Origin of the sequence: Pseudomonas sp. NFIX10 (assembly GCF_900111955.1) — a bacterium.
GTDB classification, from domain to species: Bacteria; Pseudomonadota; Gammaproteobacteria; order Pseudomonadales; family Pseudomonadaceae; genus Aquipseudomonas; species Aquipseudomonas fluorescens_AA.
On record NZ_FOKH01000010.1, the window covers coordinates 48581 to 71910 of the forward strand.

General features: G+C 60.4%; 24 protein-coding genes. 17 read left to right on the forward strand and 7 right to left on the reverse strand.

The features are described 5' to 3' along the window. Window positions 1-31: 31 nt before the first annotated feature. The gene (locus BM321_RS11375) at window positions 32-982 is read left to right on the forward strand and encodes a homoserine kinase (protein ID WP_092167876.1); all 951 of its coding nucleotides are present in this window, start codon (window positions 32-34) and stop codon (window positions 980-982) included. Window positions 983-1138: 156 nt separating this feature from the next. Here BM321_RS11375 and BM321_RS11380 read toward each other — a convergent pair whose 3' ends face one another. Then, the gene (locus BM321_RS11380) at window positions 1139-2068 is read right to left on the reverse strand and encodes a zinc ABC transporter substrate-binding protein ZnuA (RefSeq protein WP_092442674.1); all 930 of its coding nucleotides are present in this window, start codon (window positions 2066-2068) and stop codon (window positions 1139-1141) included. Window positions 2069-2132: 64 nt separating this feature from the next. On the opposite strand from BM321_RS11380, the gene zur reads away from it, so the two are divergent. The 4 genes from zur to BM321_RS11400 are packed head-to-tail and all read left to right on the forward strand — an operon-like array spanning window position 2133 to window position 4929. Next, window positions 2133-2615, forward strand: a complete 483-nt coding sequence (zur, locus tag BM321_RS11385; RefSeq protein ID WP_092200115.1) for a zinc uptake transcriptional repressor Zur — start codon at window positions 2133-2135, stop codon at window positions 2613-2615. Further along, on the forward strand, window positions 2615-3397 hold the full coding sequence (gene znuC / locus BM321_RS11390; RefSeq protein ID WP_060739886.1) for a zinc ABC transporter ATP-binding protein ZnuC: 783 nt from the start codon (window positions 2615-2617) through the stop codon (window positions 3395-3397). The genes zur and znuC overlap by 1 nt, the downstream gene beginning before the upstream one ends. Further along, window positions 3390-4178, forward strand: a complete 789-nt coding sequence (gene znuB / locus BM321_RS11395) for a zinc ABC transporter permease subunit ZnuB (protein ID WP_092442585.1) — start codon at window positions 3390-3392, stop codon at window positions 4176-4178. Before znuC ends, znuB begins: the two co-directional genes overlap by 8 nt. Window positions 4179-4215: 37 nt before the next feature. Beyond that, complete coding sequence (locus BM321_RS11400; RefSeq protein ID WP_092442586.1) at window positions 4216-4929, forward strand: PA5502 family lipoprotein; 714 nt, start codon at window positions 4216-4218, stop codon at window positions 4927-4929. Between the two features lie 109 nt (window positions 4930-5038). Here BM321_RS11400 and katE read toward each other — a convergent pair whose 3' ends face one another. After that, a complete protein-coding gene (katE, locus tag BM321_RS11405; RefSeq protein ID WP_092442587.1) occupies window positions 5039-7177 on the reverse strand; it encodes a catalase HPII in 2139 nt (712 codons plus the stop codon). Between the two features lie 262 nt (window positions 7178-7439). Here katE and BM321_RS11410 point away from each other — a divergent pair, with 262 nt between their 5' ends. The 5 genes from BM321_RS11410 to BM321_RS11430 all read left to right on the forward strand — a co-directional run bounded on the left by BM321_RS11410 (window position 7440) and on the right by BM321_RS11430 (window position 11252). Continuing rightward, complete coding sequence (locus BM321_RS11410; RefSeq protein ID WP_063323627.1) at window positions 7440-8447, forward strand: methionine ABC transporter ATP-binding protein; 1008 nt, start codon at window positions 7440-7442, stop codon at window positions 8445-8447. Further along, window positions 8447-9121, forward strand: a complete 675-nt coding sequence (locus BM321_RS11415) for a methionine ABC transporter permease (protein WP_003196204.1) — start codon at window positions 8447-8449, stop codon at window positions 9119-9121. Before BM321_RS11410 ends, BM321_RS11415 begins: the two co-directional genes overlap by 1 nt. Before the next feature lie 79 nt (window positions 9122-9200). Continuing rightward, on the forward strand, window positions 9201-9974 hold the full coding sequence (locus BM321_RS11420) for a MetQ/NlpA family ABC transporter substrate-binding protein (RefSeq protein ID WP_092442588.1): 774 nt from the start codon (window positions 9201-9203) through the stop codon (window positions 9972-9974). 223 nt (window positions 9975-10197) lie between these two features. Next, window positions 10198-10755, forward strand: a complete 558-nt coding sequence (locus BM321_RS11425; protein ID WP_092442589.1) for a hypothetical protein — start codon at window positions 10198-10200, stop codon at window positions 10753-10755. A gap of 122 nt (window positions 10756-10877) precedes the next feature. Further along, window positions 10878-11252 carry a lysozyme inhibitor LprI family protein gene (locus tag BM321_RS11430; RefSeq protein ID WP_092442590.1) on the forward strand — a complete coding sequence of 125 codons (375 nt, stop codon included), beginning with the start codon at window positions 10878-10880 and terminating at the stop codon, window positions 11250-11252. Window positions 11253-11476: 224 nt separating this feature from the next. Here the strand turns inward: BM321_RS11430 and BM321_RS11435 are convergent, their stop codons facing one another. Further along, window positions 11477-12172 carry a glutathione S-transferase gene (locus tag BM321_RS11435; protein ID WP_092442591.1) on the reverse strand — a complete coding sequence of 232 codons (696 nt, stop codon included), beginning with the start codon at window positions 12170-12172 and terminating at the stop codon, window positions 11477-11479. Between the two features lie 150 nt (window positions 12173-12322). Between BM321_RS11435 and BM321_RS11440 the strand changes: the two genes are divergently transcribed. From BM321_RS11440 to BM321_RS11450, 3 genes are all read left to right on the forward strand, one after another. Then, window positions 12323-12886, forward strand: a complete 564-nt coding sequence (locus BM321_RS11440; protein WP_092442592.1) for a TetR/AcrR family transcriptional regulator — start codon at window positions 12323-12325, stop codon at window positions 12884-12886. 185 nt (window positions 12887-13071) lie between these two features. Continuing rightward, a complete protein-coding gene (locus BM321_RS11445) occupies window positions 13072-14196 on the forward strand; it encodes a GGDEF domain-containing protein (protein ID WP_092442593.1) in 1125 nt (374 codons plus the stop codon). Between the two features lie 397 nt (window positions 14197-14593). Continuing rightward, window positions 14594-15013, forward strand: a complete 420-nt coding sequence (locus BM321_RS11450; RefSeq protein ID WP_003196182.1) for an organic hydroperoxide resistance protein — start codon at window positions 14594-14596, stop codon at window positions 15011-15013. 73 nt (window positions 15014-15086) lie between these two features. On the opposite strand, the gene BM321_RS11455 is transcribed toward BM321_RS11450, so the two are convergent. From BM321_RS11455 to BM321_RS11470, 4 genes are all read right to left on the reverse strand, one after another. After that, window positions 15087-15875: an SDR family NAD(P)-dependent oxidoreductase gene (locus BM321_RS11455; protein ID WP_092442594.1), complete on the reverse strand. Its 789-nt coding sequence runs from the start codon at window positions 15873-15875 to the stop codon at window positions 15087-15089. A gap of 271 nt (window positions 15876-16146) precedes the next feature. After that, on the reverse strand, window positions 16147-16866 hold the full coding sequence (locus BM321_RS11460) for a hypothetical protein (RefSeq protein WP_092442595.1): 720 nt from the start codon (window positions 16864-16866) through the stop codon (window positions 16147-16149). Window positions 16867-17222: 356 nt separating this feature from the next. Continuing rightward, window positions 17223-18110 (reverse strand): lysophospholipid acyltransferase, encoded by an 888-nt coding sequence (locus BM321_RS11465; protein ID WP_092200157.1) that lies wholly within the window; start codon window positions 18108-18110, stop codon window positions 17223-17225. A 43-nt stretch (window positions 18111-18153) separates the two neighbouring features. Then, window positions 18154-18711: a DNA-3-methyladenine glycosylase I gene (locus BM321_RS11470; protein WP_092442596.1), complete on the reverse strand. Its 558-nt coding sequence runs from the start codon at window positions 18709-18711 to the stop codon at window positions 18154-18156. A gap of 81 nt (window positions 18712-18792) precedes the next feature. Between BM321_RS11470 and glyQ the strand changes: the two genes are divergently transcribed. From glyQ to BM321_RS11490, 4 genes are all read left to right on the forward strand, one after another. After that, window positions 18793-19746, forward strand: a complete 954-nt coding sequence (gene glyQ / locus BM321_RS11475) for a glycine--tRNA ligase subunit alpha (protein WP_003177094.1) — start codon at window positions 18793-18795, stop codon at window positions 19744-19746. Then, the gene (glyS, locus tag BM321_RS11480; protein WP_092442597.1) at window positions 19743-21797 is read left to right on the forward strand and encodes a glycine--tRNA ligase subunit beta; all 2055 of its coding nucleotides are present in this window, start codon (window positions 19743-19745) and stop codon (window positions 21795-21797) included. Before glyQ ends, glyS begins: the two co-directional genes overlap by 4 nt. Window positions 21798-21800: 3 nt before the next feature. Next, complete coding sequence (gene gmhB, locus BM321_RS11485; RefSeq protein ID WP_060739901.1) at window positions 21801-22334, forward strand: D-glycero-beta-D-manno-heptose 1,7-bisphosphate 7-phosphatase; 534 nt, start codon at window positions 21801-21803, stop codon at window positions 22332-22334. Between the two features lie 80 nt (window positions 22335-22414). Continuing rightward, window positions 22415-23194 carry a lysophospholipid acyltransferase family protein gene (locus BM321_RS11490; protein ID WP_092200166.1) on the forward strand — a complete coding sequence of 260 codons (780 nt, stop codon included), beginning with the start codon at window positions 22415-22417 and terminating at the stop codon, window positions 23192-23194. Window positions 23195-23330: the final 136 nt, after the last annotated feature.

A 23330-nucleotide genomic window follows, 5' to 3' on the forward strand; every position in this document is an offset into this window, starting at 1 on the left:
CTGAAGGGCGCCCGTACTGGCAGTTTTAACCATGTCTGTGTTCACGCCCCTGGCTCGGCCCGAGCTGGAAACCTTTCTCGCCCCTTATGGGCTTGGCCGCCTGCTTGATTTCCAGGGGATCGCCGCCGGCAGCGAAAACACCAATTTCTTCATCAGCCTGGAGCAGGGCGAGTTCGTCCTGACCCTGGTCGAGCGCGGTCCGGTGCAGGAAATGCCGTTCTTCATCGAACTGCTGGACGTGCTGCATGACGCCGACCTGCCGGTGCCTTACGCCTTGCGCACCACCGACGGCGTGGCGCTGCGGGAGCTGGCGGGCAAGCCGGCGCTGTTGCAACCGCGCCTGGCGGGCAAGCACATCAAGCAGGCCAACGCCCAGCACTGCGCCCAGGTCGGGGAGTTGCTGGCGCATCTGCACTTGGCGACCCGGGACAACATGATCAAGCGCAAGACCGATCGCGGCCTGGACTGGATGCAGGAGGAGGGCGCCAAGCTGCTCTCGCACCTCGACGCTGAGCCGCGTCGGCTGCTCGAAACGGCGCTGGATGAAATCGCGCAGCAGAAGGTTGGCATCCTGGCGCTGCCGCGCGCCAACATCCATGCCGATCTGTTCCGCGACAATGCGATGTTCGAAGGCACGCACCTGACCGGCTTGATCGACTTCTACAACGCCTGCTCCGGGCCGATGCTGTATGACGTCGCCATCGCCTTGAATGACTGGTGCTCGGATGACAACGGTGTGCTCGATGGCCCGCGGGCGCGAGCTTTACTGGGTGCCTATGCGGCGCTGCGGCCATTCACCGCCGCCGAGGCCCAGCTATGGCCAACCATGCTCCGCGTGGCGTGCGTGCGGTTCTGGCTGTCGCGATTGATCGCCGCCGAGTCGTTCGCCGGGCAGGATGTGTTGATTCACGATCCGATGGAGTTCCAGCAGCGCCTGGCGCAGCGGCAGACGGTTCACGCGTTGTTGCCGTTCGCCCTGTAACAGCAGGCAAGCGCGAAGCTAAATGCTTTTGTGGCGAGGGAGCTTGCTCCCGCTCGGTTGCGCAGCGACCGCAAGATCTTGGGGCTGCTCCGCACCCCAGCGGGAGCAAGCTCCCTCGCCACAGGATCCATGTTCGGCAGGAGAGACGTGCCGGGGTCACAGCGACTCCAGGCATCCCGCCAGATCATTCCCCAACTTCTCCAACAACTGCTCATACCCCTGCGCCGTCGCCGGGGTATAGCCGCCCAGTGCATCCAGCTCCGCCAGTTTCACCGGCAACCCGGCCACCAGGGTTTCGGCCAGGCGCGGGCGCAACGGCGGCTCGCTGAAGACGCAGGTCTTGCCCACCGCTTGCAAGCGCGTGCGCATCGCCGCCACGTGCTGGGCGCCGGGCTGGACTTCGGCGGCCACGGCGAACACCCCGGCGTGCTTGAGGCCGTAATTGTCTTCGAAATAGTCGAACGCTTCGTGGAACACGAAATACGGTTTGCCCGCGACCCCGGCCAGACGCGTCTTGAGGCGCGCGTCCAAGGCGTCGAGACGCTGGTTGAAACCCGTGAGATTGCTCTGGTAGCGGGCCGCATTCGCCGGATCCGCGGCGCTCAGGTCAGCCGCCATTTTCGCGGCGATCACCCGCGCATTGTGCGACGATAGCCACAGGTGGGCATCCACGGAGCCGGGGCGGTGGTCGTGATCGTGCTCATCGCCGTCATGATCATCGTCCTCGTGGGACGCGCTGTCCTGGGCGAAGTGACGCAACTTGAGCCCCGGCAGCGCCTGCACCGCGACCGACGGCAGCGTACGACCGTTCAACACGCGCGGCAGGAAACCTTCCATGTCCGGCCCAATCCAGTACAGCAAGTCCACCGCCTGCACCTTGCGCACGTCCGATGGCCGCAACGCATAGTGATGCGGCGAAGCCCCTGGCGGCAGCAACACTTCCGGGACGGCCACGCCGTCCTGCACGGCGGCGGCAATCAACTGCAACGGCTTGATGCTGGTGAGGACCTTGACCTCGGCCTGGGCCGGGCCAATCAGTAGAAAACTTGCGATAAAAGCGACAAAGAGCGAAAAAAATCGGGACACGATGACCACTCGAAGAGGCGAACGGGTAACATAATAACGTCTCTCACTAAACTCGTCGCTGCCCATGCCTATTACGCCCCTTGCCAGTCGTCCCCACGATCACTCCCACTGCGTGCATACCGCGCTGTCCGAGGCCGACGCCATCTGCGCGCGCCAAGGGTTGCGCCTGACCGCCCTGCGGCGGCGCGTGCTGGAATTGGTCTGGCAAAGCCACAAGCCGCTGGGCGCCTACGACATCCTCGCCGTGCTCAGCGAGCAGGACGGCCGCCGTGCCGCGCCGCCGACGGTCTATCGGGCGCTGGATTTCCTCTTGGAAAACGGCTTGGTGCATCGCATTTCGTCGCTGAACGCCTTCGTCGGCTGCAACCATCCGGAGCACGCCCACCAGGGCCAGTTCCTGATCTGCCGCGAATGCCACGCCGCCATCGAGCTGGAACAGAAGTCCATCAGCGATGCCATCATCGCCAGCGCCAAGGACGTCGGCTTCGTGGTCGACACCCAGACCGTCGAGGTGGTCGGTCTCTGCTCCGGCTGCCAGGGGGCCTGATGAGCAATGCGTTGATCCGCCTCGAGCAGGTGGCCGTGACGTTCGCCGGGCAGAACGTGCTGGACAACATTCACCTGAGCGTCGAGCCGGGGCAGATCGTCACCCTGATCGGCCCCAACGGCGCCGGCAAGACCACCCTGGTGCGCGCCGTGTTGGGTTTGCTCAAGCCCGACAGCGGCAGCGTCTGGCGCAAGCCCAGGTTGCGCGTCGGCTACATGCCGCAAAAACTTCACGTCGATCCGACGCTGCCGCTGTCCGTGCTGCGCTTCCTGCGCCTAGTGCCTGGCGTGGACCGCGCACGGGCCTTGGCCGCGCTCAACGAAGTCGGCGCCGAACAGGTGATCGACAGCCCGGTGCAAAGTGTTTCCGGGGGCGAGATGCAACGCGTGCTGCTGGCCCGCGCCCTGCTGCGCGAGCCTGAATTGTTGGTGCTCGACGAGCCGGTGCAAGGAGTCGATGTGGCGGGGCAGGCCGAGCTGTACAGCCTGATCACGCGCCTGCGCGACCGCCATGGCTGCGGCGTGCTGATGGTGTCCCACGACCTGCACCTGGTGATGAGCACCACCGACCAGGTGGTCTGCCTCAACCGCCACGTCTGCTGTTCCGGGCATCCCGAGCAGGTCAGCGGCGATCCGGCCTTTGTCGAGCTGTTCGGAAAAAACGCACAAAGCCTGGCGATTTATCACCACCACCATGACCACGCCCATGACCTGCATGGCTCGGTGGTCAGCGCCCCTTCCGCTTCCAATCATGTTCATGGAGATGGCTGCAAGCATGGCTGATTTTCTGTTGTACGCCCTGCTCGCAGGCCTGGCACTCGCCCTGGTCGCCGGCCCCCTGGGTTCGTTCGTGGTCTGGCGGCGCATGGCCTATTTCGGCGACACCTTGTCCCACGCCGCATTGCTCGGCGTGGCCTTGGGGTTCCTGCTGGATGTCAGCCCGGCGGTAGCGGTGACCGTCGGTTGCCTGTTGCTGGCGGTGGTCCTGGTGACCCTGCAACATCGCCAGCCGCTGGCGTCCGACACGTTGTTGGGCATTCTCGCGCCGAGCACCTTGTCCCTCGGGCTGGTGGTGCTGAGCTTCATGCATGATGTGCGCATCGACCTGATGGCCTACCTGTTCGGCGACCTGCTGGCGATCAGTCCGACGGACCTGTCGTGGATCCTGGGCGGTAGCGCGGCAGTGCTGCTGTTGCTGGTGGCGCTCTGGCGGCCATTGCTGGCCGTCACCGTGCACGAAGAGCTGGCCCGGGTCGAAGGCTTGCCTGTGCTGGGTTTGCGACTGACGCTGATGCTGCTGATTGCGGTGGTCATCGCCGTGGCGATGAAAATCGTCGGTGTGTTGCTGATTACGTCATTGCTGATCATCCCGGCGGCTGCGGCACAGCGGCACGCCCGCTCGCCCGAGCAGATGGCGCTCGGCACGAGCCTGCTGGGCATGCTCGCGGTGTGCGGCGGCTTGGCACTTTCCTGGTTCAAGGACACCCCGGCCGGCCCGTCGATCGTGGTCAGCGCCGCTGCGTTGTTTCTGCTGAGTTTTGTCCTGCCTCGTCGAGGGGTGTAGACTTGCTCGCTTTTTGCGCAAATAGAGAGTCGCAGGAATGAAGCCGTTCGCCTCCCGTTATCTGCTCCTTGTCGCATTTTCCCTGCTGCTGGGCGCTTGCCAGAGTACACCGCCGGTCACCCAGGCTCCCGATACGCGGGGCCCGGCCATCGCGCAGCTCGAGCAAAGCCTGGCCAGCAATGAGCTGGCCACCGCTGAAGACCAGTTGGCCGCCTTGCAAGCCCAGTCGCCCGAAGACCGGCCGCTGGAACCCTACCAGCGGCAATTGGCCGAGGCGTATTTGCGCCGCAGCCAGATCGACTTGCAAAAAGGCGACGTAAACGCCGCAGCCACCGCCCTGAGCCGTGCCCGGGCGTTAATGCCCAAGGCCCCGGCCCTTACCGGCGAGGTCAACAGCGCCATTGCCGAAGCCCGCAAGGCCGACCTGGAAAAAGCCGAGGCCGACCTCAAGGCCGCCGAAGCCAAACCGGTTGCCAAAGTGATCGACCCGAGCGCCCCCAGCACCACGGTTGCGCTCAACCTCGCCGATATACAGCAAATGCGTCGGCAACTGGATGCCATTGCCGCGGATGTGGTGAATTACCAGTGCGACGTCAGCATCCAGGCGCCGCGCACCGATGATTATCCGTGGTTGGCGACGTTGCTGACCAAGCGGGTCAAGAAACTTGATCCCGGGTTTGATCTGAAACTGCAGAAGCAGATTGTGCGCAGTGTGCCGGCGCAAGTCGTGCTGACACCGCGTAAGCCTTAAAAGCATCGCGAGCAAGCTCGCTCCCACAGGGTGAGGTATCAATCACCCGGTGGGAGCGAGCTTGCTCGCGATAGCGTCCTACCAGCAACCAGCCGCTTTCAGACACCCATCAAGCCGGAATCGCCTTCGCTTTAGGTTCCCGCGCCCACACCCGATGCTGGGCAATCGCATCGAAGAACGCCTGGAACTTGCCAGCATCCGCGTCAGGAATCAGCCCCGCATCCGCCTCCAGCTTCAACAACACCAGCAGTTGCCGGGCTTCGCCATTCAGCGCGATGGCCTTCAGGTGCTTGTAGGCTTCCAGCAGGTAATGCAACGCCACACCATCGCCGCTCAAGGCCTTGATCGATTCCGCGCCACCCGGTACGAACACCGCGTCGAAGGCAATCGACGGCAACCCTTCCATGGACGCATCCACCGCCAGTTCCTGCCCATCGGCCGTGGTGACCGGTGCCGAGGTCGGCCCCAGCACTTTGGCGTGGGCGCCTTCGGCCTCCAGGGCCTGCTTGAGGGCATCGATGATCGCCCCATCGACACCGTTGGCCACCAACACCGCCACTTTGCGCGTCTTGATGTCGCCGGACAGCAGGTTCGCCTGGCTCAAGGCCGGGGACTCCTCCAACGATGGCGTCGGAACATCGACAGTACCCGCGGTCGGAGCTGGCAAGCCGAGGTTTTTCGCTACCCGCCCAGCCAGTTCCAAGTCGATGTTGGCGAGAATCTCATTGACCTGCCGCGCTCGGATGAACTCCCGCTCCACCTTGCCCAACTCAAAGCTGTAGGCAGCAATGATGTGCTCTTTTTCGTGGGGGCTCATGCTCTTGTAGAACAACCGCGCCTGGGAGAAATGGTCGGCGAACGAATCGCTGCGTTGGCGGATCTTGTAGGCATCGATACGCTCTGGATAACTTTCGAAGCCGCCATCTTCCGGGCCGGGCGGGGTTTCCTTCGGCCAGCCGCCATCGATGGAGTTCGGCTCGTAGGACGCGCGCCCCTTGTCGATGGTGGTGCGGTGCATCGCATCCCGTTGACCGTTGTGCACTGGCGTGATGGCACGATTGATCGGCAGCTCATGAAAATTCGGCCCACCGAGTCGGCTGATCTGCGTATCGGTGTAGGAAAACAGCCGACCTTGCAGCAATGGGTCGTTGGAAAAGTCGATGCCCGGCACGATATGCCCGGGGCAGAACGCAACCTGCTCGACTTCGGCGAAGAAGTTGTCCGGGTTACGGTTGAGCACCATCTTGCCCAGGGGAGTAATGGGCACCAGCTCTTCAGGGATTATCTTGGTCGGGTCGAGCAGGTCGAAGTCGAACTTATGCTCGTCTTCCTCGGCAACGATCTGCACGCCGAACTCCCATTCCGGGTAGTCGCCCATCTCGATCGACTCCCAGAGATCGCGACGGTGGTAATCGGTATCTTTACCCGCCAACTTCTGGGCTTCGTCCCACACCAATGAACACGTCCCGGCTGTAGGGCGCCAGTGGAATTTGACGAAGCTGCTTTTGCCTTCGGCGTTGATCATGCGGAAGGTATGCACCCCAAAACCCTGCATGGTGCGTAGGCTTTTTGGAATGGCCCGGTCAGACATCGCCCAGATCACCATATGAGCCGATTCCGGCACTAGCGAGACAAAATCCCAGAACGTATCGTGGGCCGAGCCGCCTGTAGGAATTTCGTTATGGGGCTCGGGTTTTACCGCGTGGACAAAGTCCGGAAACTTCACCGCGTCCTGAATGAAAAACACCGGCATGTTGTTGCCCACCAAGTCGAAGTTGCCTTCGTCGGTGAAGAACTTCACCGCGAAGCCGCGCACGTCCCGCACGGTGTCGCCGGAACCGCGCGGACCTTGCACGGTGGAAAAGCGCACGAACACCGGGGTTTTCTTGCTCGGGTCCTGTAGGAAACCGGCCTTGGTCAGCGCCGAATGCGCTTCATAGCTCTGGAAGTAGCCATGGGCGCCGGTCCCGCGGGCGTGCACGATGCGTTCCGGGATACGCTCATGGTCAAAGTGCGTGATTTTTTCACGCATGATGAAGTCTTCCAGCAGCGAGGGCCCACGGGGGCCGACGCGCAGGGTGTTCTGGTTATCGGCGATCTTCACGCCCTGGTTGGTGCGCAACGCCTGTTCGGTGGCGTCGGAACGGAACTGTTCCAGGCTTTCGAGCTTGGCGTTGGTGTTGCCGCGATCCAGGGTGTCGGTCCCGGCCAGTTGGCTCTTGTTGGCCGTGGGTTTTTTGGTACTCATCAGGCATAACTCCTCTTTGCGATCCCGGAGGCCAGGACTCTTGAGTTCGATACCGCAGGTTCCGTACCCGGGCATTTTCGAGTGGCTTAATGAGTGACCGATGCCGTTTGGCCGTGTTCCTTTTTTATGGCCTTTGATCGCGTTATTGCCAAATGACTGGTCCGATCGCAAATAAATGCTAAGAACCTCTATACGGACAGGCTAAAATGCGCGCCCGGCTAACCGCTGATCCTTTTCCAACGCGCCCCACAAGGTTCGCTACGTGATCGAGTTTCAAGACGTCCATAAAACCTACCGGGTCGCCGGTAGGGATATCCCCGCCCTGCATCCGACCAGTCTGACGATTGAGAACGGTCAGGTCTTCGGCCTGATTGGCCATTCCGGTGCGGGAAAAAGTACCCTGCTGCGCCTGATCAATCGCCTGGAAGATTCCACTGGTGGCAAGATCATCGTCGACGGCGAAGAAGTCACCGCCCTGGACGCCAGCGGCCTGCGGCGTTTCCGTCAACAGGTCGGGATGATCTTCCAGCACTTCAACCTGCTGGCGTCCAAGACCGTGGCCGACAACGTGGCGCTGCCGCTGACGCTGGCGGGCGAATTGTCCCGCAGCGAAATCGACCAACGCGTCGCCGAGCTGCTGGCGCGGGTAGGGCTGTCCGACCACGCCCGCAAATACCCGGCGCAACTGTCCGGCGGCCAGAAGCAGCGCGTCGGCATCGCCCGCGCCCTGGCGACCAAACCCAAGATCCTGCTGTGCGACGAGGCCACCAGCGCCCTCGACCCGCAGACCACCGCCTCGGTCCTGCAACTGCTGGCGGAAATCAACCGCGAGCTGAAGCTGACCATCGTGCTGATCACCCATGAAATGGACGTGATCCGCCGCGTTTGCGATCAAGTGGCGGTGATGGACGCCGGCGTGATCGTCGAGCAAGGCCCGGTGGCCGAGGTGTTCCTGCACCCCAAGCACCCGACCACCAAGCGTTTTGTCCAGGAAGACGAGCAGATCGACGAAAGCGAACAGCGCGACGACTTCGCCCACGTGCCCGGGCGCATCGTGCGTCTGACATTCCAGGGCGATGCGACCTACGCGCCATTGCTCGGCACCGTCGCCCGGGAAACCGGTGTGGACTACAGCATCCTGGCCGGTCGCATCGACCGCATCAAAGACACCCCCTACGGGCAACTGACCCTCGCCATCACCGGCGGTGACATGGAGGCGGCGTTCGCCCGCTTCACCGCGGCCGATGTCCATATGGAGGTGCTGCGCTAATGGAACTGTTGAGTTCGTTCTTCTCCAACATCGACTGGCTGGAAATCTGGCTGGCCACCGGCGACACCTTCCTGATGTTGTTCGGTTCGCTGCTGTTCACCGTGCTGCTCGGCTTGCCCCTGGGCGTGTTGCTGTTCCTCTGCAGCCCGCGCCAGTTGCTCGAGGCCCGCGGTGTGTATGCGCTGCTGTCGCTGATCGTGAACATCCTGCGTTCGCTGCCGTTCATCATCCTGTTGATCGTGATGATCCCGTTCACGGTATTGATCACCGGCACCTCCCTGGGCGTGGCTGGCGCGATCCCACCGCTGGTGGTCGGCGCGACACCGTTCTTCGCCCGCCTGGTGGAAACGGCCCTGCGCGAAGTCGACCGCGGCATCATCGAAGCGACTCAGGCCATGGGCGCCACCACGCGGCAGATCATCGTCAACGCCTTGCTGCCAGAAGCCCGTCCAGGCATTTTTGCAGCGATTACGGTGACAGCGATTACGCTGGTGTCCTACACGGCCATGGCCGGTGTGGTCGGCGCCGGTGGCTTGGGCGACCTGGCGATCCGCTTCGGCTACCAGCGTTTCCAGACCGACGTCATGGTGGTCACGGTGGTGTTGCTGCTGGTGCTGGTCCAGGTGCTGCAAACCGTGGGCGACAAACTGGTTGTGCATTTTTCTAGAAAATAAGGCCTCGCGGCCAATAAACCATGAGCCGGCCATTCGCTGGCAGGCGCCGAGAGCAGGCGCCTCACAAGGAGTTAGCTGAATGAAAAAACTACTGGTTGCCTTCGCTGCCGCCGCAGCGTTTTCCGCCCACGCCGCCGACACCCTGACCGTCGCCGCAACGCCGGTGCCCCACGCGGAAATCCTCGAATTCGTCAAACCGGCCCTGGCCAAAGAAGGCGTCGACCTGAAGGTCAAAGTCTTCACCGACTACATCCAGCCGAACGTACAGGTCGCGGAAAAACGCCTGGACGCCAACTTCTTCCAGCACCAGCCGTACCTGGATGAATTCAACAAGGCCAAGGGCACGCATCTAGTGAGCGTGGCCGGTGTGCACCTGGAACCCCTGGGCGCGTACTCCAGCAAGTACAAGAAGCTCGACGAACTCCCAGGCGGCGCCAACGTGGTGATCCCGAACGACGCTACCAACGGCGGCCGTGCGTTGTTGCTGCTGGCGAAGGCTGGGGTGATCAAGTTGAAGGATTCGAACAACATCCTGTCGACCACCAAGGACATCACCGAGAATCCGAAGGATTTGAAATTCCGTGAGCTGGAAGCCGCGACCATTCCGCGGGTGCTGACCCAGGTGGATCTGGCGTTGATCAATACCAACTATGCGTTGGAGGCGAAGCTTGATCCATCCAAGGATGCGCTGGTGATTGAAGGTAGCGACTCGCCGTATGTGAACATCCTGGTGGCTCGTGAGGATGACAAGGACAGTGAGGCGATGAAGAAGCTGGTTGCGGCGTTGCATACGCCGGAAGTGAAGGCTTTTATTCTTGAGAAGTACAAAGGGGCGGTTTTGCCGGCGTTTTGAGCTGATCGGGTGGTGAAAAAACGGGGCTGCGTGGGAATGCAGGCCCGTTTTTTTTTTGCTCGGAGGTATGCGGCATTAAGGAAAGCCCAGCGGGAGCAAGCTCCCTCGCCACGAATGTTTGACCGGTCCCTTACTCGATGCCTGGTAGCTGCTTGTCTTTCGGTCCGAAAAAGAGCGGGCGAAGGGCAGAGTAAACTTGCCCCTTTTGTACCCGAATGCACTCATGAATTCATTACGCGAAGACAATCGAAAGCGCTTGATACGACTCATCGACCAGATCCCTGTCGATGAGAACCCCGAGGGTTGGACTCATATTACTTCGATAGCCGTCGGTGGGCTGCTATCGGTAGGGTTTTCGCAAAAAGGTCCCTACTTGCTGGTCGTCTCAAGCTCGGGTCGGAGTGTTGTGCACTGTGACACAGGGGAAAAAATTGAGCGCGATTATGAAGAATATGCGGGCTTGAGCGAGCTCGGGTTGCATTGCCAGGGTATTGGCGTGATCGCCGATGAAGTCATACCGTTGTGTGGCATTCAGGGTGGTGGCTTGCCAACTTGCAACGTCGCCGGAGAAGGGCTGGAGTTGGTTTCCCCGGATTGGCCTGAAAACAGTCTTATTCTGAGCAAACCCTTCAAAAATGCTCTGTTTGAGGGCCATCAAGCGGATTGCACGGTGATCTACAGGGACCACGTGAGAGCGTTCGGTTTCTCTTGGTGTGGGAACTACATCGTCGCGGCGTGCAGCAGCGACTTCGATCTGTGGTCAAGAAAGTCAAAGTTGTAACAAAAGACAGTCGCCGATTGCGCGGCGACCGAAGCGTTGCAGTTGTGCTTCATTGTTCAACAACCCCCATGATAAATTCCCCGCCGCGACCTCTAATCAAGGGCATTCAGGGAGAGAAGTAAGTGTTCAAGTCTTTGTTGGTTGGGGCATTGCTGGCAATGGCATCAGCATCGGCATCTGCGATGAGTTGCGATAACCCTAGAAACGCCTATGACAGAACCTATTGCGCGTCGCTGAAAATGGTTCAGTCGGATCAGGAAATCAATGATCAATACAAGAAGACCATGAGTGCTCTGAACCCGGATCAAAAGAAAAAAGTGAAAGCCGCTCAAATCCAGTGGATCAAAAATCGTGACAGCGCCTGTTCCAACGATGGCCTGCTCTACCTGGATTGTGCCAATGAGAAGACCGAGGCGCGTATCGTCATACTCAAAGCCGTCGAGCGCGAGTGCCGTGCTGCCGGTTGCGACGATGCCAAGCTGTCGCAAGTCGAGTAACCCGTAAGCAATGAGCACGTCGGGCTTGCCCTAATGCCAAGCCCAAATCCGTGGGAGCAAAGCTTGCTCGCGATTGGGGTGAGCCAGTCGACAGCGCGTCGACGGGTCTGCCGCCATCGCGAGCAAGCTTTGCTCCCACAGGTTTTGTGTCGTTTGATCCTTAACTGACTGGCATTAGCCCTTGTCCCTTTTTCATGACGGGCGCTGGCTAGTCACTATCCGTGCTACGCAGCGCCACGCTCGACCATGGCACTCCATGCCTGGACGCTGGAGCGCTCCTGCATCCTGGCGTGCCATGCTCGAAGCGCCACGCACTCTTCAGGCACGGGGAGTTGCACCAGCGAGGCGAAGATCATGCCGCCCAGTACCGCAATGTCGGCCATCGAAAACTTGTCGCCCGCCACAAAGGGCCGGTCTTTGAGAAGATTGTCGAAATAGCGCATGCCCCTGATCGCCTTATCGCGCATCCGGGCGCCCCACTCGGCATTCTGGTACAGCTCGACATCGGGGCCGAGGCCCGGCGTGGCATGGTGGAAGTACACGCTGACGGCGTCGAGAAACTCGATCTCGGCACGTTTGGTCATCATATGGATGATGCCTTTCTCAACAGGCGTTTCCCCCGTCAGCGTCGGATGACCGTCCAGGCTATCCAGGTACTGGGTGATCGCCGTGCACTCCGCGATCCGCGTTCCATCGTCCAGCTCCAGCACGGGCAGTGTCCCGGAGTAATTGATGGCCAGGAACTCGGGTTTCTTGTGCTCACCGGCCCAGAGATTCACCGCTACGAATTCGATGTTCGACAGCAATCCTTTTTCCGCCAGCGCAATGCGCACTCGGGCGGGGTAGGGGCCGTTGAACCAATCGTAGATTTTCATCGTAGGAACAGTGGAAACATCAACGCGCTGTGGTGAAGAAGTCATGATTCGATAACCTGCCTGTCAATTGGTAGGCAAAGACTGAGCCACCGATTTGGCGCTGTCAACCCCCTACCTGACAATTGGCAGGCAAACCAATCTGCGCGTAGAATCGCGGTTACCTGAGTGAGTCGAATCTCGAAACGAGGCTGCAACGTGAACGAAAATGCTCGAGAAGCTATCTTGGCGGCAGCGAAAGCCGCTGCCCAACTGCACGGTTACAGCGGTATCAATTTCCGTAGCATCGCCGATCAGGTGGGCATCAAGAACGCCAGCATTTACTACCACTTTCCGAGCAAGGCAGGCCTGGCGGCGGCGGTTGCTGAACGCTACTGGCAGGACGCGTTGCGCATGCTTGAAGAAATACGCGCCGCCAATACCGATCCGAAGGCGTGCGTGCGGCTGTACCCCTCCATTTTTCGAAAGTCGCTCGAGGACGGTAACAGGCTTTGTCTGTCCAGCTTCATGGCAGCCGAATACGAAGACCTTCCCGATGAAGTGTCGCGAGAGGTCAGGGCTTTTGCGGACGTTAACGTGGCGTGGCTTGCCCAGGTGCTGGCAGATGCGGGAACAGGTAGCGCAGAAGAATGTGAACGCCGAGCCCGCGCCATCTACACCGCTATCGCGGGTGCTCAGTTAATCGCGCGGACTCGGGCGGATGTCGGCCTGTTCGATGATCTGATTTTGAGCTACCGGGAAGCAGGATTGATTCCAGCCTGATCCTGTAAAACAGATGACGCCGTTTGGCTGTAAGAATGGTTGGGGCTGCTTCGCAGTCCAGCGGGAGCAAGCGCCCTCGCCACGGGTATTGGTTCAATCGGGGCCGTGGGTGTAATTCAGTTGTTTGCATTGGTGGCAGGGTGCCACAATCGCCGCTTTCGTTGCGTCACGATCAGGTGGATCACATGCATGGCCCAAGATCACGGAATAACCAGGCGCTTTTCATAGCCGAGCAGGTGCGAACTGACCGATTGCAGCAACTGTTTCGCCAATCCGTGTCTGCGGTATTTGGCAGTTATCTCGCTGCCGTCATGCTGAGTTGGCTGTGCTGGGATCGTTTTGAACACGGCGTCATCTTTTGGTGGCTGGCCCTGCTGACCGGATCGACGCTGTTGCGCATCGCGCTGTTTGTTGCCTATGTTCGCAGCGACGAAAGTGAACGCACACCTGAACGCTGGGAGCGCAAATACTGGATCACGCTCGTGCTGTCCGCCAGCATCTGGGGCGCAGGCGCGTTAGCGGTCATGCCGGCAGACGATCTTTTATCGCAGGCATTGGTCATGCTTTTTACTGTCGGGATGTCCGTCAGCGCGGTGTCTTGCTACTCCGCTTACCGCAATATGACACTCGTCTCCATTGGCCTGGTTCTGTTGCCGTGCACCGCCTGGCTGCTGTTTCAACCGTCTCCGATTCAAGTTGGCATGGCATTGTCGATCGTGATGTTCACCGCATTTGCTGCCCGCGCTACGAGCAAAATGTCCCAAGCATTGGAAACCGCTTTTCGACTCACCCGTGAAATGGAGCAGGCGAACAGCATTTCAACCCGTGCCGCACAAACCGATGAACTGACCGGCCTGAAGAGTCGGCGGGCTTTTTTCGAGCATGCCCAGCGGCTTTATGACGAATGCAAGACCAACCGGTTGGGGTTGTGCGCCGTCATGTTGGACATGGATCACTTCAAGCACATCAACGACACCTACGGCCATCAGGTCGGGGATCAGGTTTTGCGCGAGATGGGGATGGTCATCAGTTCGTCGTTTCGGGCGACGGACATTCACGGCCGGCTGGGTGGGGAAGAGTTCGCCATTCTGCTTCCGGACACGTCCATCGAGGTCGCCACCCAGATTGCAGAACAGCTCATCGATACGATTGCGGGTTTGATGATCGAGCCTGTTCACTGCATAACCGCCAGCCTTGGCGTCGCGTCTACGGAGGCCTGCAATAAGGATCTCCACGGATTGATGAACGATGCGGATAAGGCCCTGTATCGGGCGAAGGCGTTGGGGCGCAATCGAGTGGCTGTTGCTTAGTCGGGTTGGCTTTGCATCACTAATTGGAATTTGATCGTATCCAGTCTTTGCGTCACCTTTCAGAAGCGGAACGCGGAGCGTCTCTGGCGGCGTTCCCACGCGGGAGCGTGGGAACGATCGAGAAACCCTGAGCACCCTCTCTCCAAAGGCCTGCAGTTGCGCGGGCACTGATCCCCTGGCACCTCCTTCTCCTTGCCTCGCGGCGGGTGATACTGCGCTATCCGAAAAATAAATTTCTTTTTAGATCAAACAGTTAATAAAAAAATGATAATTTCTTGAAATTTTATCTTGCACGCAAAGTATTTGAGCGTTAACTTTATTTCAACTGGTTAGCGCACAAACATTTAGCGCATACCAAGCCCGAACTCGATCAGCCCATTCAGCAAGAGGAAACACCATGAACGTTCTCTACACCGCAGTCGCAACCTCCACCGGTGGCCGTGATGGCCGTGCTGTTTCCAGCGACAAGATTCTCGACGTGAAACTGGCCACGCCAAAAGCCTTGGGTGGTGCCGGTGGTGAAGCCACCAACCCTGAGCAACTGTTCGCAGCCGGCTACTCGGCCTGTTTCATCGGGGCACTGAAGTTTGTCGCCAGCCAGAGCAAACGCAGCATTCCTGCCGACGCTTCGATCACCGCACACGTTGGCATCGGCCAGATCCCTGGCGGTTTCGGCCTGGACATCGACCTGCACATCAACCTGCCAGGTCTGGATCAAGCCGATGCCCAAGCGCTGGTCGACGCGGCTCACCAGGTTTGCCCGTACTCCAACGCGACACGCGGCAACGTCGACGTCCGTTTGCACGTCACCGTCTAACTCACTTCATCCACGAATAAAAAACGCCGCTTATCTCTCATGAGGAAGCGGCGTTTTTTTGTGTCACAGGTTCTTAAACGATGCTATCCACCACACCCCCATCAACACGCAACGCCGCACCCGTGGTGGCCGAGGCCTGCTCCGAGCTGGCGTAGATGATCATGTTGGCGACCTCCTCGACGCGCGCCGCGCGCTGGATGATCGAGGTGCTACGGTGCTGGTTGACGAAATCTGCCGCGACCTTTTCCAGGCTTTCCCCGCTGCGCTCGACGTCTGCCTGGAGCATCTGGGCAACCCCTTCGGAAAGCGTCGGCCCAGGCAACACCGAGTTCACCGTCACGCCCGTGCCGGCGAGGCGCTTGGCCAGGCCGCGAGCGATGGACAGTTGGGCGGTCTTGGTGAAGCCGTAGTGGATCATGTCGGCAGGAATGTTCACGCCCGATTCAGACGAGATAAACACGATCCGTCCCCAACCGCGCTCGACCATGCCTTGCGCGTAGGCCCTGGAAACCCGCACGCCCGACATCACGTTGGTTTCGAAGAAGCGCTGCCATTCGCTGTCCGGTGTTTCGAAGAAATCCTCCTGTTTGAAAATGCCCAGGTTGTTGATGACGATATCGAAGCGGGGGTGCTTGGCGATCAGTGCCTGGCAGCCTGATTCATTGCTCAGGTCACCAACGAAACCGACGGCATTTGAAGCAAGGGCGCCCAGGCGCTGCAATGCGTCGTCCACGCTGCTCTGGCTGCGACCGTTGATGACTACATGGGCGCCGGCTTCGAGAAAGCCTTTGGCGGTCGCGAAACCGATACCGCTGGTGGACCCGGTGACCAGGACCTGACGTCCGGTGAAATCGATGTTCATGAAGGAGACTCCTTGATTAATGAACCAGAGGAAGTGCGATATTTCTGACTGGGTGGTAGTCCGACGGATTTAGAGATGGCTTTGCCATCCCACGTCGCCGATATCGCAGGCCCTTAATCATGGACACGATTGAGGCTTCGCGCCTCCTCGTGATCAATCAACCATCAGGAAGCCGACCACACCGCCAGCTCATAGCTGGTCATAGGGAAGGGCTGCTGCGCAGCCCGGCGGGAGCAAGCTCCCTCGCCACACGATTCGGTAGACCCGGCTTTCAGGCCTGCGTGCTGAATCGCTGCGCAGCACGCCGTTCAAACATCGCGGCTTCCGTCTCTTGGGTCGCCAGTTCGCCTTTGTGCGCCAGTTGATTGAAGAACAACCCGTCCGAAAACTCCTGGGGCGGCACCGAGCCAGAGCGCTTGAGCAGCGGTGCCAGGTCGATGGTGCTGGCGAAGTTTTCCTTGGTCAGGTTGTAGCGGCCCAGGTAGCTGCCAGACCAGGGCGAGTCAGCATCCACCATGTCGATGGAAGCGTCGCGGAAGGCGGTGGCTGCGGCTTTCAAATCAGTGGATTCATTGAGCAGATCGGTGAGGCGCTGGGTCTCCGAGGTGCTGAGCTGCCCGGCGGTGTTGAGCACTTTCAGCTTGCCATCGGCCTCGACGGTGAAGCCGTATTTCTTGCTGGCCAAATCCGGGTGGGTCGCCGACAGCTGTGACTGGAATGCCTCGAAGGAGGTTTTCAACGTGTTTTTCGCGCTCTCGGTGATCGCGACATAGCGAGGAAAATCTGGCGATTGGGATCGACCGACCCAGGTGGTAATGGCCACCAGCGGTTGCTCCACGGTCTGGGTTTCTTCACTGGGATGGTAGATGGCCGCTGGGCCGGCGCTTGCCAGTTCTTTTACAGAGCCTGTTGGTGGATGAGTGACCAACGTCTGATCGGAGCGGGTGAGGTGGGTGTTGGCGGGTGCAGCAGCGCTAAGGGAGAGTTCCATTTCATCGGTCCATGATTGGCGGATACATCGGGTTATCGACAGCCGTGGACCGAGCTTTAGGAGGGAGATGGCGTGGGGTGAGGTCAGTTAGTTATGTGGCGACTGTTAGGGCGCTATCGCGAGCAAGCTCGCTCCCACAGGGATTCATGATGGACGCAATGTCTGTAAACAGCCCGGAAAAACGGTGGGAGCGAGCTTGCTCGCGATAGCGGTGGGTCTGCTTGCATCCATGTCGAGTGTGCCGTCGTCATCGCAAGCAAGCTCGGCTCCCACATAGGTACTCCCACATAGGGACTGGGGTGTTCACAGACCCTGCATTCACCACAAATCCCCCGCGCATATGAAGCAACAGATCTTCAGTACCACCGCGCCTCACCCGGCGGGCGTTTCTTGAAGCGTTTCATGCTCCACATGTACTGGCTCGGGTAGGCCCGCACGTAGCGCTCCACCACTTGGCTCATGGCGGCACAGGCGGTTTCGGTGTCGGTGCTGTACATGGCCTCTGGCGCGGCTTCGAGGATGACTTTGTAGCCGGAGCCGTCCGGCAGGCGCAGGGCGTGAAGGAAGACGCCGACCGCCTTGCCGCCGGCGAGCATGTTCGGCACGAACTTGCTGGTCAGGGCCTGGGTAGCGAAGAAGGGTACGAAGATGCCGGCGGATTCGGCCGGTTCCGGGTCGGCGGGGATGCCCACTTGGCCGCCCTTGCGCACTTCCTTGATGACGCTGAGGATGCCTTCCTTGGTGGAGGCCGCGACTTTGTTGCCCAGTTGCACACGTTGCTTTTGCAGCAATTCATCCACCGCCTTGAGCTTGGGCGGGCGGTAGAAAATGATCGGTTTGCACTGGCTGCAATAAAAGTGGTTGAGCACTTCCCAGTTGCCCAGGTGGCTGGTGATGCCCACCACGCCTTTACCGGAGGCCAGGGCTTCTTTCAGCACCTCCAGGCCTTCGACTTCGCGCACCAGGTCGATGGAGCGCTGGGCCGGCCAGATCCAGGCGCAGGCGCTTTCGGTCAGGGATTTGCCGATGTCCTTGAGGCTCTGGCCCACCAGGCGTTCGCGCTCGGCCGGGTCCATCTCGGGAAAGCACTTGGCGAGGTTGATCCGCACCACGTCGCGGGAACGGTTGGGAAATTTCCACATGAGCCAGCCAATCGCCGAGCCCACCGCCTGCACCGCTCGCCAGGGCAGCAGCGCAAACAACCGCAGAGCGCCGACCAGCAAGGCGCCTTTCAACTTATCCACAGGTCACTCCTGAATGTATGGGCCGTGTTGCGAGCCGGCTATTCTAACCGCCGTTTACCAACTCGGCGTAGCGGTCGCAGTCTTGGGTGTGATCCATGACCATGCCCGAGGCCTGCATCAAGGCGTAGCAAATGGTCGGCCCGACGAAAGTGAACCCGGCTTTTTTCAAGCCTTTGCTCATCGCCAGTGCCTCGGGCGTGATAGCCGGCACTTCGCTGCGGTCCTTGAAATGGTTGATGATGGGTTTGCCACCCACGAACGACCAAAGGAACGCTACCGGGTCGTCCAGCACCAGCCAGGCCTGGGCATTGCGACGGGCGGCCTTGAGCTTGAGACGGTTGCGGATGATGCCCGGGTCGAGCATCAGCTCATCGATTTCCGCGTCGCTCATCTGCGCCACGCGCTGCACATCGAAGCCGTACAACACTTCCCGGTAGCGCTCGCGCTTGCGCAAAACGGTGATCCAGGACAGCCCGGCCTGGAACCCTTCGAGCAAAAGCAACTCGAACAAACCCTGCGCATCGCGCAGCGGCGTGCCCCACTCCTGATCGTGATAAGCCATGTACAACGGATCGTCAGAACACCAAAAGCAGCGTGGCATAAGGCTCCAGGGGGCGTGCGCACGAACGAATCGGGTATACTCCCGCTCTTTAAATCGCAGCCCAAGAAACAGGTGAATTTCGTGAGCCAGCCTACGCCAGCCGTGCGTACCTTCCAAGACTTGATCCTCGCCCTCCAGCAATACTGGGCCGAGCAAGGTTGCGTGGTACTTCAGCCCTACGATATGGAAGTAGGCGCCGGCACTTTCCACACTGCCACGTTTCTGCGTGCCATCGGCCCGGAAACCTGGAACGCCGCTTATGTGCAGCCCAGCCGCCGCCCGACTGACGGCCGCTACGGCGAAAACCCGAACCGCCTGCAGCACTACTACCAGTTCCAGGTGGTCCTGAAGCCAAACCCGGAAAACTTCCAGGAACTGTACCTGGGCTCCCTCAAGCACGTGGGCCTCGACCCACTGGTGCACGACATTCGTTTCGTCGAAGACAACTGGGAATCGCCGACCCTGGGCGCCTGGGGCCTGGGCTGGGAAGTCTGGCTCAATGGCATGGAAGTGACCCAGTTCACCTACTTCCAGCAAGCGGGCGGCATCGAGTGCTACCCGGTCACCGGCGAGATCACCTACGGCCTGGAACGCCTGGCCATGTACCTGCAGGGCGTGGACTCGGTCTACGACCTGGTGTGGGCCGACGGCCCGTTCGGCAAAGTGACCTATGGCGACGTGTTCCACCAGAACGAAGTGGAGCAGTCGACCTACAACTTCGAACACGCCAACGTCGAGAAGCTGTTCGAGCTGTTCGATTTCTACGAGAGCGAAGCCAAGCGCCTGATCGAGCTGGATCAGCCGCTGCCGTTGCCGAGCTATGAAATGGTGTTGAAGGCGTCCCATACCTTCAACCTGCTGGACGCACGCCGGGCGATTTCCGTGACCGCGCGCCAGCAATACATCCTGCGTGTACGCACCCTGGCGCGTTCCGTTGCGCAAGCCTACCTGCTGGCCCGTGCCAAGCTGGGCTTCCCGATGGCGACCCCGGACCTGCGTGATGAAGTGTTGGCTAAGCTGGAGGCTGCACAATGAGTGCTCAAGATTTTCTGGTTGAACTGGGCACCGAAGAACTGCCACCCAAAGCCCTGAACACCCTGGCCGATGCGTTCCTGGCCGGTATCGACAAAGGCCTGCAAGCCGCCGGCCTGAGCTACGAAGCCAAACAGGTGTATGCCGCGCCGCGCCGCCTGGCCGTGCTGATCACCGCCCTGGCGACCCAGCAGCCGGACCGCAGCATCAACCTCGACGGCCCGCCACGCCAAGCCGCGTTCGATGCCGACGGCAACCCGACCCAGGCCGCCCTGGGCTTCGCCAAGAAGTGCGGCGTGGACCTGAGCGAAATCGACCAGAGCGGTCCGAAGCTGCGCTACAGCCAGAGCATCAAGGGCAAGCCGACCGCCAGCCTGTTGCCGACCATCGTCGAAGACTCCCTCAATGACTTGCCGATCCCCAAGCGCATGCGCTGGGCCGCGCGCAAGGAAGAATTCGTACGTCCAACCCAGTGGCTGGTGATGTTGTTCGGTGACCAGGTCATCGATTGCACGATCCTGGCCCAGAAGGCCGGTCGCGATTCCCGCGGTCACCGCTTCCATCACCCGCAGAGCGTGCGCATCACCTCGCCGGCCAACTACCTGGCCGACCTGCGTGCCGCCTACGTGCTGGCCGACGCCAACGAGCGGCGCGAGTTGATCAGCAAGCGCACCGAAGAGCTGGCCACCCTGCAGGAAGGCACCGCCATCGTGCCGGCCAACCTGCTGGACGAAGTGACCGCGCTGGTGGAGTGGCCAGTGCCGCTGGTGTGCTCGTTCGAGGAACGTTTCCTTGAAGTGCCGCAGGAAGCGCTGATCACCACCATGCAGGACAACCAGAAGTACTTCTGCCTGCTGGACGCCGAAGGCAAGTTGCTGCCGCGCTTCATCACGGTTGCCAACATCGAAAGCAGGGACCCGCAGCAGATCATCGCCGGTAACGAAAAAGTCGTTCGCCCGCGCCTGACCGATGCCGAGTTCTTCTTCAAGCAAGACAAGAAACAGCCCCTGGAAAGCTTCAACGAGCGCCTGCGCAACGTGGTGTTCCAAGAAAAACTCGGCAGCGTCTACGACAAGGCCGAGCGCGTTTCGAAACTGGCGGCGTTCATCGCCCCACGCATCGGCGGCGACGCCCAGCGCGCGGCCCGTGCCGGCATCCTGTCCAAGTGCGACCTGTCCACCGAGATGGTCGGTGAGTTCCCGGAGATGCAAGGCGTCGCCGGTTACTACTACGCCCTCAACGATGGCGAGCCGCAGGACGTGGCGCTGGCCCTGAACGAACAGTACATGCCCCGCGGTGCCGGCGCTGAGCTGCCAACCACCCTGACCGGTGCGGCCGTGGCGATCGCCGACAAGCTCGACACCCTGGTCGGTATCTTCGGCATCGGCATGCTGCCTACCGGCAGCAAAGACCCGTATGCCTTGCGTCGTGCGGCCCTGGGCGTGTTGCGGATCCTGATCGACAAGCAACTGGACCTGGATCTGAACGACGCCGTGGCATTCGCCGTCAACGCGTTCGGCGGCAAGGTCAAGGCTGCCGGCCTGGCCGATGCGGTGCTGGAATTCATCTTCGACCGCCTGCGTGCGCGTTATGAAGACGAAGGCGTCGACGTCGCCACCTACCTGTCGGTGCGAGCCCTGAAACCGGGTTCGGCCCTGGACTTCGACCAGCGTGTACAAGCGGTGCAAGCCTTCCGCAAATTACCGGAAGCCGCCGCGCTGGCAGCGGTGAACAAGCGGGTATCGAACCTGCTGGGCAAGGCCGAAGGCAACATCGCGGCCACCGTCGAAGCCAAGTACTTCGACAACGCCAACGAGTTTTCCCTGTACTCGGCGATCCAGCAGGCGGACCAGGCGGTCCAGCCAATGGCGGCGGCGCGTCAGTACAGCGAAACCCTGGCGCGCCTGGCGGCACTGCGCGAACCGGTGGATGCGTTTTTCGAGGCGGTGATGGTCAACGCCGAAGATGCCAAAGTACGGGCCAACCGTTACGCGCTGCTGGCGCGTCTGCGTGGGCTGTTCCTCGGCGTCGCCGATATTTCGTTGCTGGGGTAACGCTTGAAACTGCTGATTCTCGATCGGGACGGGGTGATCAATCACGACTCCGACGCTTACATCAAATCGGTGGAGGAGTGGTTGCCGCTGCCCGGTTCGATCGAAGCCATCGCGCAGTTGAGCAAGGCCGGCTGGACGGTGGCGGTCGCCACCAACCAGTCGGGCATTGCTCGCGGTTATTATGACCTCACCGTCCTGGACGCCATGCATGAGCGCCTGCGCGCCCTGGTGGCGGAGCAGGGCGGGGAAGTCGGCTTGATCGTCTATTGCCCGCATGGGCCGGACGACGGCTGCGATTGCCGCAAGCCCAAGCCGGGCATGTTGAAAACCATTGCCGCGCATTACGATGTGGCCTTGGCAGGTGTGTGGTTCGTCGGTGACAGTCTCGGTGACCTGGAGGCGGCCAAGGCCGTCGATTGTCAGCCAGTTTTGGTAAAGACCGGGAAAGGCGAGAAGACCCTGGGCAAGACCCTGCCGGTGGGCACCTTGATTTTTGACGACCTGGCGGCGATTGCCGCTGAACTTATCCACAATTAGAGCTCCCACGACAACCTGATCAAGGACTGTTCGGGAAGCGCTTAAACAGGCGGGCATTGCCCGCAACGGTAAACGCCGCTATGTCGATATTGCAGGCCATCAGAAGCTTTCTCTTTTACCTGCTGCTGGGCACCAGCTCCTTGCTGTGGTGCACCCTGAGTTTTTTTATCGCGCCGTTCATGTCGTTCAAGGCGCGCTACCGTTTCATCAATGTGTACTGGTGCCGTTGCGCACTGTGGCTGAGCAAGGTGTTCCTGGGCATTCGCTATGAAGTGAAAGGCGCCGAGAACGTGCCGGACCGGCCCTGCGTGATCCAGTCCAACCACCAGAGCACCTGGGAGACGTTCTTTCTCTCGGCCTATTTCGAGCCGTTGAGCCAGGTCCTCAAGCGTGAGCTGCTGTTCGTACCGTTCTTTGGCTGGGCCATGGCCATGCTGCGTCCGATCGCCATCGATCGCGACAATCCCAAAGTGGCGCTCAAGCAAGTGGCGAAAAAGGGCGACGAACTGCTCAAGGACAACACCTGGGTGCTGATCTTCCCCGAAGGCACCCGTGTTCCTTATGGAACGATTGGCAAGTTTTCCCGCAGCGGTTCCGCATTGGCGGTGAACGCGAACCTGCCGGTGCTGCCGATTGCACACAATGCCGGCAAATTCTGGCCCAAGGCAGGTTGGATCAGAACACCAGGCGTCATCACCGTGGTGATCGGCGCGCCGATGTATGCCGAAGGCACTGGGCCCCGCGCCATCGCCGAGCTCAATGACCGCGTACAAGCCTGGAATGAACAGGCACAACGGGAAATGGGCTCGCTTCCTCCAGGCCCTGTCGCGGAAGTCTCCACGGAACAAGCCGCTGTTTGAGATCTGTGGATAACCTGTGTACCGTTTTTTCGAAATCCGTTGCTTTTACGTCATAACTATATGTTTTTTATACATATTTCATAAACACATAAAACCCACGTTCAGGTGCATAAGTTTTTATAGCAGCAAAAAATCC